The following is a 16,291-nucleotide window of genomic DNA, read 5'->3' as shown; positions in this document are numbered from 1 at the left end:
GTCGGGCCCGGCCGGATCTCACCGTGCGGGGGGTCGCGGCGGGCGTGCACCGCTGTTCGCCCATGGGTGCGCCCCTCCACGAGAGGGCCGCACCCAGGTGGGTGCTCGGGGTGTCAGAACTCCTTGGCGAGCGGGCCCAGGACCGGGATCCACTCACGCACCGAAACGTCGGCGACCAGGCCCTCGACACGGAAGGGGTCGGGCTCGGTGTGGGCCAGGGCCTCCTTGGCGGAGTCCGCTCGGAAGAGCAGCAGGGCGCCGGGGGCGTCGTCGGGGCCGAAGGGTCCCGAGCAGAGGTTCACGTCCTGCTGGGAGAGCTCGTCGAGGTAGGCGCGGTGGGCGGGGCGGTGCTGGTCGCGTGCCTCGGTGCTGTTCTCGGCGTAGGTGTAGGTGAGGGCGTAGACGGCCATGGTGGGTGCCTTCTTTCTGGCTGCCCGGGGGCAGGGGTGGTCGGTCCGGAGCCAGGATGCCAGGTCCCGTGGTGGTGGGGTCGGGTCTCCTCCCGTCGGGCCCGCTTCGAGGGGGTGGCCGCGCCCCGTCCGGAGATCCGTTGAGCACGCTGTTGCCTGGGATGCGTGACTGGACCCGGCCCGATGTTCGCTCCTTGTTCAACGGGTGCGGGGCGAACACATCTGGACGAGGGGTCGGGGTGTTCTCGCTGGCCAGGTCGGCGTCAGGGGAGTCCGTACTCACCCGCACCCTGAGAATCCTCCGTGCCTCCAGCTTCCTCCGCCGCGCTCACCGTCTCCGAGGCCGCCCGCCGCGCCGAACTCCCGATGGTATCGCCGCACCGTGACCGATCAACCAGCACACCGCTCCAGCGGCGGGGAGCACCTACCTCGCCGAGGCCCACACCGGCTGGCTCGTTGCGCACACCAACTTCGACTCCGTCAACAGCGCCACGCTCCTCGGATCCGCCGAACGCATCGCCCTCAGGACCGGTCCAGGGCCTGATCCATCCGCGTGCCCAGGGAGTCGGCGAGCAACCGGGCGTAGGTCTCGGTGAGGTGGTGCGAGTCCCGGTAGACCACCACGTTCCCCACGACGGCCGGACAGGAGTCGTCCGTGCAGATCAGGTCGTTGAGGTTGACCAGTTCGGCCCCCTCCACCTCCAGGGCCGCCAGCTCCTGGGGGTCGTCCAGCTCCAGCGCGGCCGACGCCGGCCGGTCACAGGCGGCGAGGTCGTCCGCGTACTTCGCGAGGCAGTCCAGCACGTCGGAGGTCGTGCGGGGGGTGTCCCGGATCACGACGATCGGGGTGTCCGGACCGGCGACCTCCTCCCACAGCTCGGCCATCCCCTCCGCCATGGCGTCGCGCGCCTCCGGCCCGGACTCGAACCCGTACGGGAGCGCGGCAGCCGAGGAACTGGTCACCACCAGGTCCGGCCCCAGTTCCCCGATCTCGTCGACGACCGCCCGGTTCCACTCCTGGCACTCCTCGTAGGGAGCCCCCTCGCGGCCCATCTCAGCGGCCGTGAACGCGCAGGCCGACTTGTTGAACACCACCAGACGCCACCCCCGGTCCTGGGCCAGCGAGTCCAGGGCGGGGAACCACTGGGTGCTGTGGGAGTCCCCGGTGAGCGCCACTGTGGTCTCCGCGTCGTCGGGTCCGTAGACACACGGATCGGAGGGGTCTCGCCTGTCGAAGCCCGCGTGGCATCCGTCGTCGTACGCCTCGGGTGTGTCGTCCTCCGCGCCGATCGGTGAGGGGTACATCCAGGCCCCTTCGGGAGAGGGCAGGCCGATCCCCTTCGGCCCCACGTGCACGGTCGGATCGAAGTCGCTCGCCTGGAAGCGCTCCACGCGCAGCAGACCCGCGGCGGAGACCGCGGCCACGGAGAGGATGCCCACCAGGGCAACGGCCAACGCGCCGCGCCCGGTGCGCACCAGGCCGTGCCGGGCCACCGGGTCCTCCACCCACAGCTTGGTCAGCCAGGCCAGCAGGATCGACGACGCCGCGACCGCCGCGATCCCCAACGGCCCCAGGGTCTGCCTCTCCAATACGACCAGGGCGAACACGATCAGCGGCCAGTGCCACAGGTACAGGGCGTAGGAGATGTCCCCGACGAACCTGGCCGGTCCGGTACTCAGCACCATCGCCGCGGAGGGGCCCTCCGGCCGTTCGGCGGCGATCACGGCCACGCAGCCCAGTACGGGCAGCAGCGCCGCGTACCCGGGGAAGGGGGTGCCGGAGTCATAGAGCACCGCGGAGGCCACCACGGCGGTCAGTCCCGCCCACCCCAACGGCAGCCGCAGCGCACGCGGCAGTCCACGGTCGGCCAGGTACACCGCCAGGAGCCCGCCCGCCGCCAGTTCCCAGGCTCGGGTGGTGGGCAGGAAGTAAGCAGAGGGGTCGCCACTCGCGGTCATCGCCACCGAGCAGACCAACGAGGCGGCGAACACCGAGGCCAGCGCCACCGTGAGCACCCGGAGCCCACCGGAGCGCCCACGCAGGAAGAGCGCCCACAGCACGAACAGCAGCGGCCAGAGCAGGTAGAACTGCTCCTCCACCGACAGCGACCAGAAGTGCTGCACCGGGCTGGGAGCCGTCTCGGCCGCCAGGTAGTCCAGCGTCTGATCGGCCAGGTACAGGTTCTCCACGTACGCGGCGGAGGCCAACGTCTGCCAGGCGGTGTCGCCCAGCCGGGTCACCGGCAGGAGCACCAGCGCGGCGGCCCCCGTCGCCAGGAGAACAACGGTCGCGGCAGGGAGCAGGCGCCTGACCCGTCGCACGTAGAACCCGGCCAGCGACACCCTGCCGTGCTCCCGCACCTCACGTAGGAGCAGCGAGGTGATGAGGAATCCGGAGATCACGAAGAACACGTCGACGCCCACGTAGCCGCCCGGCAACAGGTCCGGGTTCAGGTGGTAGACGAGCACGAGCAGCACGGCGACGGCGCGCAGCCCCTGCACCTCGGGTCGGAAACGGCTCCCACCACTCCGGGGCCCGGGCCGCTCCGAGGCGGACCGGACCTGCGGCGAAGTGAAGTCGGGTGATCGCATGCCGTCATACTGCGCCCCGGCGCCGCTTTTGGGGAGTGAACTCGGGAGACCTTTCGCCAGTGTTTCCTGAGTCTTCGCCCTCCCGAGGGACACCGCTTCGACCACGTTGCCCGAAGGCCCTCCGGTGGCCCCACCGGGCGGCGCTGGAACCGATCCGCGCGAGAGTTTCCCGTTTCCCCTGGGAAAGACTGCGGGAAACAAGCCCAACGGCCTTTCTGAATCGACAGTTTGGCCACATTATCGGAGCGCTGGCGAAAGAGGGGTGGCGGCTATATGGGTCGCCGTCGAAAGCCCTGTCTGTTTGCCAGTCGCGTCAGGTGATGAGGATTTCGTCGAGTGCGGAGGAATGTCCATGCACAGCTGTTTCGTGAACTATCGAACCGGTGACGGGGAGCAGGTAGCGGCACTCATCGGCCGGGAACTCTCCCAGCGGTTCGGCGAGGGGGAGGTTTTTCGGGCCAGTGATTCGATTCCGGCCGGAGCCGACTTCGAACAGCGGCTTCGAAAAGCTGTGCGAGCGTGCGAGGTGCTGCTGGCGATCGTCGGTCCGCGGTGGCTGGAGAAGCGAGAAAGTGACGGGTTGAGGGCGATCGACGACCCGGGCGACTGGACGCGCTGGGAGATCGCGGCGGCCTTCGAGGCAGGGGTGACGGTGATCCCCGTGCTGAGCGAGTCCACTCCGCGTCTACGTGCCGCGGACCTGCCCGACGAACTCGCCCCGCTCGCTCGCTGCCAGTACCGGCGACTGCGTCACCGGAACAGCGGCACCGACCTCGACGAGATCGCCGAGGCTGTTCTCATCGCCGCCCCTGAGCTGGAGGAACGAGTGCGCGCCCGCGAAGAGGAACGGGCCATGGAGGAGAAGTCCGCGAGCCCGACGGGCAACACCATGGGCGACGTCAGGGGGGTCGCGACCCAGGCCAGGGACTACCGAAACGACGGAGTGGTCGTCAACGGCGAACACGCGACCACCCACGCCGGAACTGGGGACATCAACCAGAACTCCACCGTGAACCACGTCGCGGGAGACCACAACTCGACCGTCAACAACGTGTCCGGTGACCAGCGAGTCAGGGACCAGATCTCCGGCCGCGTTGACAGGCGGGGGCGCGAGTGACGACCCAGGAGACCGAACGCCCGCAGGGGGAGGCGGGCATGTCCGTGAACGGCGAGCATGCCACCACCCACGCTGGAACGGGCGACGTCAACCGGGACTCGACAGTCAACCGCGTCGCCGGTGACTGGCACTCTCAGACCAACTACTACTTCAGTCGTCCCGATGTCGGCTCCTACTCGGCGCGCCTCAGTCTCGACGCCGAAGGCCGGGTGCACTACGTCAAGGAACGCAGGGTCGTCCCCGGGGACCGGTTGGTCACCCTCCGACGGCGGTTCGTCGCGCCGGACGGTTTCGAGGAGGAGAGGTGCCGCACCGACATCGCCCGCCACGGGGCAGTCGTCCTCAGCGCCTCACCCGGTGACGGAGCCAGGTCCGCTGCTCTGATGATCCTGGCCCCCAGAAACGCTGAGTCGGACCAGGACGTTCGGGACGATCTCGTCGAGACTGGCGCCGATGGTCGGCCCGTTCTTGGAGCGGAACCGCTCAAAGGCGGGGAACGCCTGCTCGTCGACCTCACCAGGGAGAGTGGGGTCTCCCCGGCTTCTGTGTGCGACGAGCTGGAGGGGCTGCGGGTACGGGCTCATCGCTCGGCAGCCTCCCTCGTGGTGCTGGTGGAGCGCGGGGACGAGGAGAGACTCCCCGAATCCCTGAAGGACCGAGTGGTGCCCCTCAACCGCCCCGATCCGCTCGCCGTGTTGGACAGGCACCTCGATTCTCGCGACGTGCCGGGGTTCTTTCCCGACCGTGCCACGGAGAACGTCCTTGACTGGGCCGTCACCGCCTCCATGAGCGAGGTTGAGAGGGTTGCCAGGCGCGCGTCGACCGCTCGGAAGGAAGCCGCGTACGAGGGGACGATCGACGACTGGCTGGGAAAGGCCCTGGAGCCGGGGGAACCGCCCCCGCCCGAGAACCTGGAGCACACCAAGGGACGTGCCCGGGCGATTCTGCTCGCTTCCTCACTGATGGAGGGGGCGCCGGTCGAGCACCTGGCCGTTGGTGTGGAGTCCCTGCTCTCCCAGATCTCCTTCCCGGAGGACGACACACCGCTGCTCAACCGCCCAGGATTCCAGGAGGAACTGCGCCTCGGCGGGATCGTGGTGGGGTCCGAACGGAGGGTGCGCTTCTCACGCCCGGGGCGCGGCAGGGCGCTGCGATCGGCGTTCTGGGACGCGCACCCCCAGCTCCATGGCGCGTTCGGCGAGTGGGTGGACACCCTCATGGCCGACGGTTCCCTGACGCCCTCGGACCGGGACCGGCTGGCGGAGCGTTGGGCCGAACAGACGCTGCGGATCGCGGACCCCGGGGCGCTCCTCCTCCGTGCGGAGCGGTGGGCCACGCGGAAGGGCCGGAGCGCTCCGCAGGCCGCCGTGCTCCTGACAACCATGCTGCGCGACGACCGATATGGGAGGGACGTTCGCCAGTTCCTCTACACGAAGGCGCAGAACGCAACGCTCTCCTCCGAGTTCGGTCAGGTTCTGGTCGCCGTGTGCGCCCAGGAGCTGGCCGAGACCCATCCCGGACAGGCCCTGATCCGGTTGCACATGCTCGCAGGGAGCAGGGAAGGCGCGGTGGCCGACGCGGCCCGCGCCGAACTGGGCACCCTGGCGATGAAGGCCCCCTTGTACCTCCAACTCCTCCGCAGGGTCTGCGAGCGTCTCCGTGACCACGGCCCCAGGCCGGACTGGCAACACGACACGGAACGGGAGCTGCTCTGGGACCTGGCTGATCCTGATCGCATAGCCGGGGTCCAGCGAGGCCGACACGACACCAGCGAAGTGCGGCGGTGGCTCACCGAGGGGTTGGGCGCCCTCTTCCGCCGTGAACGCGCCTTGACGAAGACCTACGCGGCCCGGTGGATCGGGTTCGGGAGGCAGCTGATGGAGATCCTCGTGAACGCCTCCGTCCTCGCGGGGACCCTCCCCTCGCTCTACACCGCCGGACTGCGCTGGCGGGACGAGACGGCCACCTCGGAGGAGAGGGAACGGCGCCGCGCGGACGGAGAGCACCTCGTCCGGATGGTCGACGAGGTGGAGGGCCTGGGCAGCCGGACGCCCGCCATGGCGCACGGGCCGAATGGCGCCGCGGCGCCAAGGAAGGAGGACGGATGAGTTCCACGCTTCGACGCGTCGCTGTCCTGGCTGGGGTGGCGGTCCCGCTGGGCCTGGTGCTGTACCTGACCATCCAGTGGTGGGCGTTGCTGTTGGCACCTCCCCTGGTGCTCATCGGTGTGCTCGCGCTCATGCTCAGCAGTACCAGGCCGGCGCTCCCGGGCGAGACCGCGCCGCGTCCGGACCGGTTCGTGGAGAGCGGACCGAAGAGCACCCGGATCAGGCCGTCCCTGGTATGCAGCCGGGACAGCGAGTACCCGTTCGTCTTCTCCGCCGTGGTCCGGTGGCGGTGGACGGGAGAACCGGACCACCGGCTGCGCAATCCCGACGGGCTGGCCGGGCAGCTGGTCATCGACCAGGCCCGACAGGTGTGCGCGAACTACCGGCCCGAGCAACACGATGTGGCGCTTCACGAGGTCGCGGCCTCCCTGGGGGTCTCCCACCAGGGGTTCGGTGGCGCCGTGGAGGTGTGGGCCGAGGACGTGACGCTCTCACTCTCCGAGGAGGACGAGACACGTCTGAGCCGTATCGCCACGGCTCGGAAGGAAGGGGTCCTGTGGGAGGTGGAGCGTTCGGTGGAGGCCGCCAAACGCAGGTACTACGCGGACGACGTCCTCGCGACGCCCGGTAGCGCGATCGTCTGGGACCTGGTGCGTGGTGACGCGGACATCAACCGGACCCACGGTCTGATCGAGATCCTCACCCGTGTGGCCGAGGCGTCGAAGGGCGCCGATCCGGCTGACCTCCTGGAGCGCCTGCGCGTCGCGTCACCGGAGGCCTTCTCCTTCCTCAACGGGACCGTGCCCGGGGGCCTCGCACCGGATCGCCCTTTGTGGGAGTGGCCGCAGGAGCGGGACTGGGCGGATGAGGTGACCGTCAGTCCTCCCACGAGCGACGGGGGAGCCGCGGGGGCGGAAGTCGGCCTCGCCGGTGCGGTCGGGAGGCTCATGGACGATGTCGAGGGCATCGAGGATGAGGATCTGCGAGCCCAGGTCGTGGAGCGGTGGGCCAGGACCTTCGAGTCGGCCTCGCTGTACGAGACCGCCGAACTGATCCGGCGCCGCCACCCCCTTGGCCACGAAGTCGGAGACGACGGCGACGGATCGCCCCTGGTGGGTGTCACGTACATCGCCCCGGAGGCCGTTCCCTCTCCCAACGGCAACGGTGTGCCCCTCTGACCAACGCCCCCGCGACGGAGCTTGTGAGCAGGGGCCGGGCCCGAGAGCACCTCGGGCACGGCCCCTTTCAGCGTTCCTGAAGCAGCCCCGCACCGTTCAGACGGCGCTCAGAGCGGTGACCAGCGTCGGGGAGAGCTCACGCACCGACCGGTGGCCGTGGTGACGCGCCAGGGTCTGGTGCAGACGGCGCAGGTCCAGACGGACGGTGGCCGAGTCGACCCCCTTCCCCTCGGGTAGGAGTTCGGTGGCGATCTCGCATGAGTTCTCCACCTCCCCCGACAGGGCGTGGGCGAGCGCCCGGCGAACCCCGAACCTGGTCCGGGCCCGGACCGCGCTCCCCGGCAGCGACGCGCACTCCTGGTCCAGGATCGCGGCGGCCTCCTCCACACGGCCCAGGTCGACGAGGCACCACCCCCGGGTGACCCCCACCGGATCACTGACGTTGCGCGACCCGAGGATCTCCGGCCCTCCCGCTTCGGAGTCGCCACGGGTGGCCCGGTCGGCCGCCAGGTGCTCCCGGGCCCGCTCCAGAGATCTCTCGCAGGACACCAGATCGCCGACCAGGGCATGGCCCTGTGCCTCGCGCTTGGCGGCGAGGCCGAGGACCCGTGGAGAGCTCGCCCGGCCCCGTTGCGCGCGCTGGGCCAGAGCGACGGTCTGCGGCCCGTCGTGCGCGTACATGGTCATCAGGGCCCGCCGCACCAGCGCGTACTCGCCCATTTCGGAGTCATCACCGGCACCGGCCAGTGACACGGCGGTGTCGGTCCACCACAGGGCTCGCTGTTCCGCTCCGCTCTCCTGAGCCATCCACCCCGCGTACTCGGCGAACCGAGCGGCCAGCCGCAGCGCGGCCTTCCGCTGTGCCGGGGGAGCGGACCTCGCCAGTTGGCGGAGCGCGTTGGTCTGGACCGCGGCGATGGGGAACACCATCGACGGGGCCACGTGCTGCCCCATGTTCCTCAGCTCGCCCAACTGCACGCGGAAACTGGCCAGCGCGGGTTGGGCGTCGCCGCTTGCCTCCCCTCCAGGGCGGTCCGGTGCGGCACCGCTCCCGAGTCCGGCGCCCAGCACGCCCAGCGCGCTGAGGGAGAGGGCGGTGCGGCGGTCCATTCCGGCGAAGCCCGTTTCTCCGCTCGGGGTCATACTCATGAGCCATACCTCCTGGTCGACGCTGGGAGGCTCCGCCTGGTCGGCTCGGTCGGCCTGGTCTGCCCGTTCCGCGGTGGTGACCGGAGCGAGTGCGGCCAGCCGCCCGTCGGCTCCGAGAGCCGCGTCGCAGGCCCGCACCAGGTCCTGGGAGGGGTTCTTCGCCCCGGTCTCCACCTTGCTCAGGTGACTCTTGCTGAAGTGCACCCTCCGGTTCAGCTCTTCGAGGGTCATCCCGGCTTCCTGCCGACGTCGGCGAAGCTCGGCACCGAACATTCTTGTCACCTTTCGGGGGGTGGAGCGGGGGTGTTCCGGTGCCTTCACCAGAGGCGGAGGGAAACGCGTCGGGGGCGGATGGTCGGGGCACCGGTCGGGCACTGGGGTCTTATCCGGCGAGTCGAGCGGGGAAACGGGGACCGGGAGGGCGTCCCTCCGGGCGCAACAGACCCGGAGGGGGAGAAAGTGGGCCCTGAACGGGATCGAAGTGGGGTCCGACTCGGCGTTGGTGACGCGTTCACGCCGGTCTTCGGGCAGACTGGCCTGAGGAACCTTCCTTCCGAACCCCTGCCCCGCACGAGGAGACACCCCGTGGCCACCTTCGCCCGTATCCGCCTGACGGCGGTCATCGTGGTGTTGATCGTCCCGGCGGTGCTGTTTCCGCTGGTCGGAGGATGGACGCTGCTCTGGTTGCCCTGCGCGATGGCGCTCCTGGGCTTGGCCCTGGCGCGACCGGAGGTGCTGGCGGCCGCGCTGGATTCGGTGACAGGCGGTGGCGGGGTCGACAAGGGCGAGCAGCGGGAGGAGAGCGACGTGCGAGGTTCTGGGGACGAACTCCGGGACCGCTCGGACCAGGGGGACGAGCCCGCGCCCATGGAGGCGCCGCGCGGCCAGAGCGGAACCCTCGGTGTCCGCACGCGTCGGATCGAGCTTCCGAGCGCCGTGGACGACTACACCTTCGGCTTCTCCGCGCTGGTGCACTGGCGGTGGGCCCACCGGGTCGACCTGAGTCTGCGCAACCCGGCGGGCCCGGCGGTCCGCTCGGTCGTGCTGCGCGCCCGTGAGATCCTGTGCGACGTCCGCCCCGGGGAACGCGCGCTGGCCGAGAGCGAACTCGAGTCGGTGTTCGCGGTGGAGGAGCCGGTCGCCGGGGGCACGATCCAGGTGTGGGCGGAGAACGTCCGCCTGGAACTGGACGACGAGGACGAGGAACGCCTGGGCCGCATGGCGCACCTGCGCAAGGACCGTGCGCTGTGGGTCGCCGAGCAGGAGGCCGCGCGGGTCCGCGAGTCGCTGTCCGACGAGCCCGGCCTCGAACTCGACCTGGAACCGGAGCCGCGTTTCCCCCTTCCGGCGCACGATCTGTCCGACCTACTGGAGGAGCCCGAGCCCGCCGTCCCCACCGCTGGTAGCGGGGTGGACGAGGAGGGCTACGAGAGCTACTGGTGGCCCGCCGAGGAGGACGCGGAGGAGGGTGGCATGGAGCAGGACGTCCAGGTCGCCATCCTGCGCGGGCTCATCGACTCCGTCGAGGGGGAGGGCGAACGCGCGGCGTTCGTCCGCGAGCAGGTGGAGATCCTGGAGCGGAGCGGCTTCCCGGACGTCGCCGAACGCATCCAGTCCGTCTACCCCGAGCGGTAGCTCCCCTCCTCAACCGCCGAGTTGGAGCGCCAGGACCCCGGCCACGGTCAGCGCGACCCCGGCGGCCTGGATGCGCGTGATTCGGTCGCGCAGCGCGAACACCCCGATGAGGGTGACGGCCACGATGCCCACAGCCGCCCACACGGCGTAGGCCACACCCAGCCCGAGCCCCTCCTCCAGGGCCAGGGCGAACAGGTAGTAGGCGCCGACGATGGTCACCAAGGTGACCGCAGTGGGGACGGGGCGGGTGAACCCGTCCGAGTACCGGCTGGCGATCGCACCCGCGACCTCCAGGGTGATCGTTCCGGAAAGGAAGAGATAGGCGAGGGACACGCGTCCTCCTGAGGGTCTCTGACACACAAGTACTTGAACGATGGTTCAAGTAGATCTACGATCAGAGTACACATCTAACTGAACGATAGTTCAAGTAGTTGGTCGCGCAGGAGCGGCCAACGACCGAGGGGAACGAACATGGCCTGGCTCTACCTTGCGGCGGCGCTCGCGACCGAGATGATCGGTGCCACCGCCACCGGGCTCTCCGAGGGCTTCACCCGCCCGATCGCGGTCCTGGTGGCGGTTCCGGCCGTCCTCGCCGCCTACTTCCTGCTCGCCCTCGCCCTCAGGCGTGGCATGGCCGTGGGTGTCGCCTACGGGCTGTGGACCGCCTCCGGAGTGGCGATCGTCGCCCTCCTCGGGGTGGTTCTGCTCGGGGACGAGCTCACCTCGGTACAGGTCGGTGGGCTGGCCCTGGTGATGGCCGGCGCACTCGCCATGGAACTCGGCCGGGCCCACACGAGGGAGGAGCCCGAGGCCCCAAGAGAGCGCACCCGGGCCTGAACCCGCTGGTATCGTCGCCGCCAGAACGACGGGAGAGATCGTGAGCGGCACGACGGAGCGGGTCGACGGACGTCGGGCCCGGGGCGAACGCAGGCGTGAGGAGATCATCGCCGCCACGCTCCGGGTCGTGGAACGCGACGGCGTCGCCGGGGTCACCCATCGAGCGGTCGCCCGGGAGGCGGACGTCCCGGCCAGCTCCGCCGTCTACTACTTCAAAACCATGGACGACCTGCTGGTCGCCGCGCTGACAGCAGCTTCGGACGCCTACATCGATCAGCTCACCCTCCTGCGGGAACCCGGTCGCAATGCTGAGGAGGCCGTGGCGGGGCTGGCCCGCGTGATCGCCGGAGCCGGTGGCGAGGGGCGCGCACGCGCCTTGGCCGAACGGGAACTCAACCTGCTGGCCGCCCGCCGCCCGGCTCTACGCCCGGTGGCGCGCAGATGGCGTGACGCGGTGTCGGAGTTGGCCAGGGGGGAGGGCGTCGACGAGCTGACCGTCCGCCGCTTCGCCGCCACCGCCGACGGGCTGTGTGCCAGGATCCTGCTCGGGGACGAGGACCTCGACGAGGCCCGGGTCGCGCAGACCCTCCGCCACGCGCTGGGCGAGGACTGATCCCAGGGGCCACCGGCGAGCCCGCACCCGCACGGACTAGCTGGTGAACTCGGGAGCGTACGCCGAGTGCAACACCAGCGCCGCCGCTCCGATGGCGCCGACGTCCTCGCCGATGCGCGACGTCTCCACCCGCACCCGCCGCATGGATCGGGCGATCGAGCGCCCGGACACGGCTTCGAGCAGTGCGGCGCCGTACAGCTCCCCGACGTGCGACATCCCCCAGCCACCGAGCACCACCAGAGGCACGTCGACCAGGTTGAGCAGGGTGGTCGCGGCCTGGCCGAGACGGAGTCCCGCGGCGGACACCACCTCCAGGGCCACCGGCTCTCCCGCGTGCGCCTCGCGGCACACCCTGCGGTACGCGGCCACCGTGCGGGCCTGGCCGCGCTCGAAGTCCGCCGGACCCTCCCCACGCAGTCTGGCCGCGTCCGAGGCGACCGCGTGCGGTGCGATGTAGGTCTCCAGGCAGCCCCGGTTGCCGCAGGGGCACTCCGGTCCACTCGGGTCCACCGTCACGTGGCCGATCTCGGCGGCGTTCAGGGTGGCCCCGCGGTAGACGCGTCCGTCCAGGACGAGTCCTCCGCCCACCCCGGTCCCCACGTAGACGAAGGCCATGTCCGGGGAGCGCTCCTCGCCGCCCGACCACCGTTCGCCGATGGTGGCGGCGGTGGCGTCGTTGTCGATGACCACCTTCAGCCCGGTGCCCTCGGCCAGCGCCTCACGCAGCGGCACCGATCTCCACCCGGGCAGGTGGGGCGGGGTCACCGCGCCGCCCTCGGTGTCCAGCGGGCCGGGTGTGGCCACCCCGAGCCCCAGGATGCGGTCGGGGACGTTCGCCTCCGCGACGATGGCGCGCACCGAGCGGCTGAGGGCGTCGATCACCCGCTGCGGCCCCTGCGACGTGGGGGTGCGTCGACGACTCCGCGCGACGACCCGCCCGGCCAGGTCCGTGACGACCAGAGTGGTGGAAGCGGGGTCGATGTGCATACCGACCGCGTAGTAGGCGCCCGCGTTGAGCCGGAGCACCGTCGCCGGTTTGCCGCCGCGTGAGCTGGCCCGCCCGTCCTCCAGGACCAGACCGTTCTCCAGGAGCCTGCGCACGATGTTGGACACGGTCTGGGCGGTCAGGCCGGTCTGCTCGGCCAGTTCCACCCGGCTGATCCCGTCGGAGCGGCGCACGGCGTCGAGCACCCTGCTCTGGTTCAGCCCGCCCAGCCACAGCAGGTTGGTGCTTGTACGCATACGCCGATTCCCTCCGCCCGATCGGGCCGCCGACTGACCACATGAGGGTAACCGCCCCGGAAGAGCCCACTTCACCCATTGTCTTTATCCAAGGTTTTTAGTAAGCAAGTGATGTAAGTCACGTGTCGGGGCCTCGGGTGCCCGGCACCCACTTCTGCGCGAGGGGCCACGATGAGGAGAATCCGACGGAACACCATCCGTGCGGCGGTCGCCGTCCCGCTCCTGGCGCTGGTCGCCTCGGGCTGTTCGACCGCCGCCGACCGGGACGAGAACACGGTCCGCGTCGTCTACCAGAAGTTCGGCACCTTCATCGCGATGGACTCGCTGATGCGCCAGGTCAAGGAGGAGTTCGAGGAGGCCAACCCCGGTGTCACCGTCGAACTCAACGCCATCGAGGCGCAGGCCGAGGACTACCAGACGCAGGTCAACCTCATGAACGGTTCGCCCAGCGAGGCGCCGGACCTGATCTACCAGGACACGTTCACCATCAACCAGGACGCCGACGCCGGGTACCTGATGCCGCTCGACGACCACTTCGACGCCTGGGACGAACGCGACCAGTACAGCGACCAGGAGGCGGTGGCGGTCACCTCGCTGGACGGCCAGCGCTACGGTGTGATGCTCGGCACCGACGTACGCGGCCTCTGGTACAACACCGAACTGCTGGAGCAGGCCGGGATCGACACGCCCTGGGAGCCCGCGACCTGGGACGACGTCCTGGACGCGGCTCGCACCGTCCGCGCCGAACTCGGGGACGACGTGGTCCCGCTCAACGTCTACTCCGGCACCCCCGCCGGTGAGATGGCTTCCCTCCAGGGCTTCCAGATGCTCCTCAGCGGCACCGAGGGCACCCTCTTCGACGACGATTCGGAACAGTGGGTCACCGGCAGCACCGGGTTCACCGACTCCCTGCACTTCCTCCGCACCCTCTACGACGAGGACCTCACCCTCGACCCCCAGGACGCTCTCGACGCCAACGTCGGCACGGTCAACAACGAGGAGCGCATCCCCTCCGGAGGGATGGCGATCAGCCTGGAGGGTTCCTGGGCCACCCAGTCCTGGATCGAGGAGGCCAACCAGCCCTGGCCCGAGTGGGAGGAGGTCATGGAGTTCACCCCGATGCCCACCCAGAACGGTCAGGGCGCCGGAGCCACCAGCATGTCCGGTGGCTGGGCGCTCTCCATGGGCGCCAACGCCACCGACCCCGGCCTCGCCTGGGAGGTCATGACGTACGCGCTCAACCAGGAGAACGGCGTCAAGTTCGCCGTCGAGGGCGGGCAGATCCCGGTCCGCGCGGACGTCGCCGAGGACCCGGCCTTCCTGGAGGACTCGCCCAAGGCGGAGGAGTTCGCCGCCCTGGTCGACATCACCGGCTTCCGCCCCGCCTACAGCGAGTACCCGAGGATCTCGCTGGCGGTCCAGGAGGCCATGGAGAGCGTGATGCTCGAACAGGCCACCCCGGAGGAGGCCGCCCAGGTCTACGCCGAAGAGGTGGAGGGCATCGTCGGGCCCGACAACGTCACGACGGGTTCGTGACCGGTGGCCACCGTCCGGTCCCGCCGTCCCCTGGCCGGGGTGGCGCGGTGGGCCGTCCCGATGGCCCCGGCCCTGTTCCTGCTCCTCGCCTTCTTCGCGGGGCCCATCCTGTGGACGGTCTGGGCCTCCCTCACCAACGCGGCCCTGACCGGAGCGCAGGCCGCCCAGACCGAGTTCGTGGGGCTCGACAACTTCACCGAACTCCTCTCCGACCCCCGCTTTCGGACCGCCACCGTCCTCACCGTGCTCTTCCTGGTGGGCTGCGTGTTCGGGCAGACGGTGCTGGGCCTGACCCTGGCCCTGCTGCTCCAGAACCGCAACGGCGCGGTCCGGGCCACAGTGGGCGCGATCGTGGTCGGCGCGTGGGTGGTCCCCGAGGTCGTGGCCGGGTTCGTCTGGTACGCCTTCCTGGAACGGGAGGGCACCCTCAACACGGTCCTGGGCTGGTTCGGCACCGGCCCCCAGAACTGGCTCTTCGCGGCCCCGCTCCTGGCGGTGGTCCTGGCCAACGTCTGGAAGGGGACCGCCTTCTCGATGATGACCTACTCGGCGGGGCTGTCCGAGGTCCCCGAGGACCTCAAGGAGGCGGCGCGGGTGGACGGCGCCTCCGCCTTCCAGGTGCTGTGGCACGTCGTGATCCCGCTCCTGCGTCGGACCCTGGCCACCACCCTGCTTCTCATCACGCTCCAGACGGTGCAGGTCTTCACCCTGATCTTCGTGATGACGTCGGGCGGGCCGGGCTCCCGGAGCACCACGCTCCCGCTGCTGATGTACCAGGAGGCGCTGCGCATGGGCGACCTGGGCTACGGCACCGCCATCGCGTTGGCACTGCTCGTGGTCGCCGGGCTGTTCTCGATCGTCTACGTGTGGATGCTCCGTAAGGAGGAGGACCGGTGAGCGACGAAACCAGCCGTGGGCACGACCCCGGAAGGAGGGCGGCCGAGGCGGGTCGGAGGCGGGCGCGCGCCGTGGTCAGCGCCCCGAGCCGGGCCGCGGGCGGCCTGCTCGCCTACCTGGTCCTCGGCGTGCTCGCGGTGCTGTTCCTGGTGCCGATGCTGTGGATGGTCTTCGCGGCGGTGGACCCCGAGCCCTCGCTGCGCGCCAGCCCGCCCTCGGGGTTCACCCTGGACCACTTCACGGCCATCATGACCCCGGAGATCGTCTACCTGCCGATCTGGAACAGCATCCTGACCTGTGGGGGAGCCGCGCTCATCACGGCCGTGTGCTCGATGCTGGCCGCCTACCCGCTCTCCAGGTACAACCTCCGGTTCAGGAAGCCGTTCCTGTACACGGTGCTGTTCGCCACCGGGCTGCCCGTCACCGCCATCATGGTTCCGGTCTATGGGATGTTCGTGCAGGCCAACCTGCTGAACTCCCTCGTCGCGACGACGCTGTTCCTGGCCGCCAGCACGCTGCCCTTCGGGATCTGGCTCACCAAGAACTTCATCGACGGCATCCCCCTCTCCCTGGAGGAGGCTGCCTGGGTGGACGGGGCCTCGGCCTGGCAGTCGATCCGCTACCTGGTGGCCCCGCTGCTCGCACCGGGGCTGGCGGTGGTCGCGATCTTCACCCTCGTCACCACCTGGGGCAACTTCTTCGTCCCCTTCATCCTGCTCACGAGCCCGGAGAAGATGCCAGCGGCGGTCCGCGTGTTCACCTTCTTCGGTCAGTACGGATCGGTCCGCTACGGCGAACTGGCCGCGTACTCACTGCTCTACACCGTTCCCGTGGTCGTGCTGTACATGGCCGTCTCAGGAGCCCTGGGCGGCCGGTTCGCGCTGGGCGGCGCGATCAAGGGGTAGCCCACCGCATCGCCCCGATGAGGGCCGGGGTCCCGGCTCGGGACGGCCAGCCCGGACCCCCGGGTCGGGGCA

Annotated in this window: 14 protein-coding genes; 9 read left to right on the top strand and 5 right to left on the bottom strand. The window is 70.2% G+C overall.

Translation table 11 applies throughout. The features are described from left to right. Positions 1-113: 113 nt before the first annotated feature. Positions 114-410: a YciI family protein gene (locus KBX21_RS15575; RefSeq protein ID WP_049574529.1), complete on the bottom strand. Its 297-nt coding sequence runs from the start codon at positions 408-410 to the stop codon at positions 114-116. A gap of 522 nt (positions 411-932) precedes the next feature. Continuing rightward, on the bottom strand, positions 933-3,002 hold the full coding sequence (locus KBX21_RS15570) for an acyltransferase family protein (RefSeq protein WP_247665814.1): 2,070 nt from the start codon (positions 3,000-3,002) through the stop codon (positions 933-935). Between the two features lie 367 nt (positions 3,003-3,369). Between KBX21_RS15570 and KBX21_RS15565 the strand changes: the two genes are divergently transcribed. Genes KBX21_RS15565 through KBX21_RS15555 form a run of 3 tightly spaced genes read left to right on the top strand, consistent with a single transcriptional unit; the run spans position 3,370 to position 7,405 of the window. Continuing rightward, positions 3,370-4,119, top strand: a complete 750-nt coding sequence (locus KBX21_RS15565) for a toll/interleukin-1 receptor domain-containing protein (protein ID WP_307869222.1) — start codon at positions 3,370-3,372, stop codon at positions 4,117-4,119. Beyond that, positions 4,116-6,227: a hypothetical protein gene (locus KBX21_RS15560; RefSeq protein ID WP_210842334.1), complete on the top strand. Its 2,112-nt coding sequence runs from the start codon at positions 4,116-4,118 to the stop codon at positions 6,225-6,227. Before KBX21_RS15565 ends, KBX21_RS15560 begins: the two co-directional genes overlap by 4 nt. Continuing rightward, positions 6,224-7,405 (top strand): hypothetical protein, encoded by a 1,182-nt coding sequence (locus KBX21_RS15555; protein WP_049574544.1) that lies wholly within the window; start codon positions 6,224-6,226, stop codon positions 7,403-7,405. Before KBX21_RS15560 ends, KBX21_RS15555 begins: the two co-directional genes overlap by 4 nt. Before the next feature lie 96 nt (positions 7,406-7,501). Here KBX21_RS15555 and KBX21_RS15550 read toward each other — a convergent pair whose 3' ends face one another. Then, a complete protein-coding gene (locus tag KBX21_RS15550; protein ID WP_210842333.1) occupies positions 7,502-8,827 on the bottom strand; it encodes a helix-turn-helix domain-containing protein in 1,326 nt (441 codons plus the stop codon). Between the two features lie 312 nt (positions 8,828-9,139). On the opposite strand from KBX21_RS15550, the gene KBX21_RS15545 reads away from it, so the two are divergent. Then, the gene (locus KBX21_RS15545; protein WP_210842332.1) at positions 9,140-10,189 is read left to right on the top strand and encodes a hypothetical protein; all 1,050 of its coding nucleotides are present in this window, start codon (positions 9,140-9,142) and stop codon (positions 10,187-10,189) included. Positions 10,190-10,198: 9 nt separating this feature from the next. Here KBX21_RS15545 and KBX21_RS15540 read toward each other — a convergent pair whose 3' ends face one another. Continuing rightward, on the bottom strand, positions 10,199-10,522 hold the full coding sequence (locus tag KBX21_RS15540) for a multidrug efflux SMR transporter (RefSeq protein WP_210842331.1): 324 nt from the start codon (positions 10,520-10,522) through the stop codon (positions 10,199-10,201). A 138-nt stretch (positions 10,523-10,660) separates the two neighbouring features. On the opposite strand from KBX21_RS15540, the gene KBX21_RS15535 reads away from it, so the two are divergent. Both KBX21_RS15535 and KBX21_RS15530 read left to right on the top strand, forming a co-directional pair. Further along, positions 10,661-11,026, top strand: coding sequence for a multidrug efflux SMR transporter (locus KBX21_RS15535; protein ID WP_210842330.1), 366 nt, complete (start codon positions 10,661-10,663; stop codon positions 11,024-11,026). Between the two features lie 40 nt (positions 11,027-11,066). After that, on the top strand, positions 11,067-11,639 hold the full coding sequence (locus tag KBX21_RS15530) for a TetR/AcrR family transcriptional regulator (RefSeq protein ID WP_210842329.1): 573 nt from the start codon (positions 11,067-11,069) through the stop codon (positions 11,637-11,639). A 36-nt stretch (positions 11,640-11,675) separates the two neighbouring features. On the opposite strand, the gene KBX21_RS15525 is transcribed toward KBX21_RS15530, so the two are convergent. Then, positions 11,676-12,881, bottom strand: a complete 1,206-nt coding sequence (locus tag KBX21_RS15525; protein ID WP_210842328.1) for an ROK family transcriptional regulator — start codon at positions 12,879-12,881, stop codon at positions 11,676-11,678. A 171-nt stretch (positions 12,882-13,052) separates the two neighbouring features. Between KBX21_RS15525 and KBX21_RS15520 the strand changes: the two genes are divergently transcribed. The 3 genes from KBX21_RS15520 (at position 13,053) to KBX21_RS15510 (ending at position 16,219) form a co-directional block, all read left to right on the top strand. Beyond that, on the top strand, positions 13,053-14,417 hold the full coding sequence (locus tag KBX21_RS15520) for an extracellular solute-binding protein (RefSeq protein ID WP_210842327.1): 1,365 nt from the start codon (positions 13,053-13,055) through the stop codon (positions 14,415-14,417). Between the two features lie 3 nt (positions 14,418-14,420). After that, positions 14,421-15,314, top strand: a complete 894-nt coding sequence (locus KBX21_RS15515) for a carbohydrate ABC transporter permease (RefSeq protein ID WP_049574563.1) — start codon at positions 14,421-14,423, stop codon at positions 15,312-15,314. Between the two features lie 71 nt (positions 15,315-15,385). Continuing rightward, complete coding sequence (locus KBX21_RS15510) at positions 15,386-16,219, top strand: carbohydrate ABC transporter permease (RefSeq protein ID WP_210842392.1); 834 nt, start codon at positions 15,386-15,388, stop codon at positions 16,217-16,219. The last annotated feature ends 72 nt before the right edge of the window (positions 16,220-16,291 follow it).

The sequence above is a fragment of the Nocardiopsis sp. B62 genome (assembly GCF_018070675.1).
In the GTDB taxonomy this organism is placed as follows: Bacteria; Actinomycetota; Actinomycetes; order Streptosporangiales; family Streptosporangiaceae; genus Nocardiopsis; species Nocardiopsis prasina.
The sequence above is the reverse complement of the archived record's forward strand: the minus strand, read 5'-3'. Positions and strand labels throughout refer to the sequence as shown.

Excerpts from the sequence above, each read along its gene's own strand:
- KBX21_RS15575 (WP_049574529.1), bottom strand. The coding sequence starts at position 410 with ATGGCCGTCTACGCCCTCACCTACACCTACGCCGAGAACAGCACCGAG.
- KBX21_RS15570 (WP_247665814.1), bottom strand. The coding sequence starts at position 3,002 with ATGCGATCACCCGACTTCACTTCGCCGCAGGTCCGGTCCGCCTCGGAG.
- KBX21_RS15555 (WP_049574544.1), top strand. The coding sequence starts at position 6,224 with ATGAGTTCCACGCTTCGACGCGTCGCTGTCCTGGCTGGGGTGGCGGTC.
- KBX21_RS15550 (WP_210842333.1), bottom strand. The coding sequence starts at position 8,827 with ATGTTCGGTGCCGAGCTTCGCCGACGTCGGCAGGAAGCCGGGATGACC.
- KBX21_RS15535 (WP_210842330.1), top strand. The coding sequence starts at position 10,661 with ATGGCCTGGCTCTACCTTGCGGCGGCGCTCGCGACCGAGATGATCGGT.
- KBX21_RS15525 (WP_210842328.1), bottom strand. The coding sequence starts at position 12,881 with ATGCGTACAAGCACCAACCTGCTGTGGCTGGGCGGGCTGAACCAGAGC.
- KBX21_RS15520 (WP_210842327.1), top strand. The coding sequence starts at position 13,053 with ATGAGGAGAATCCGACGGAACACCATCCGTGCGGCGGTCGCCGTCCCG.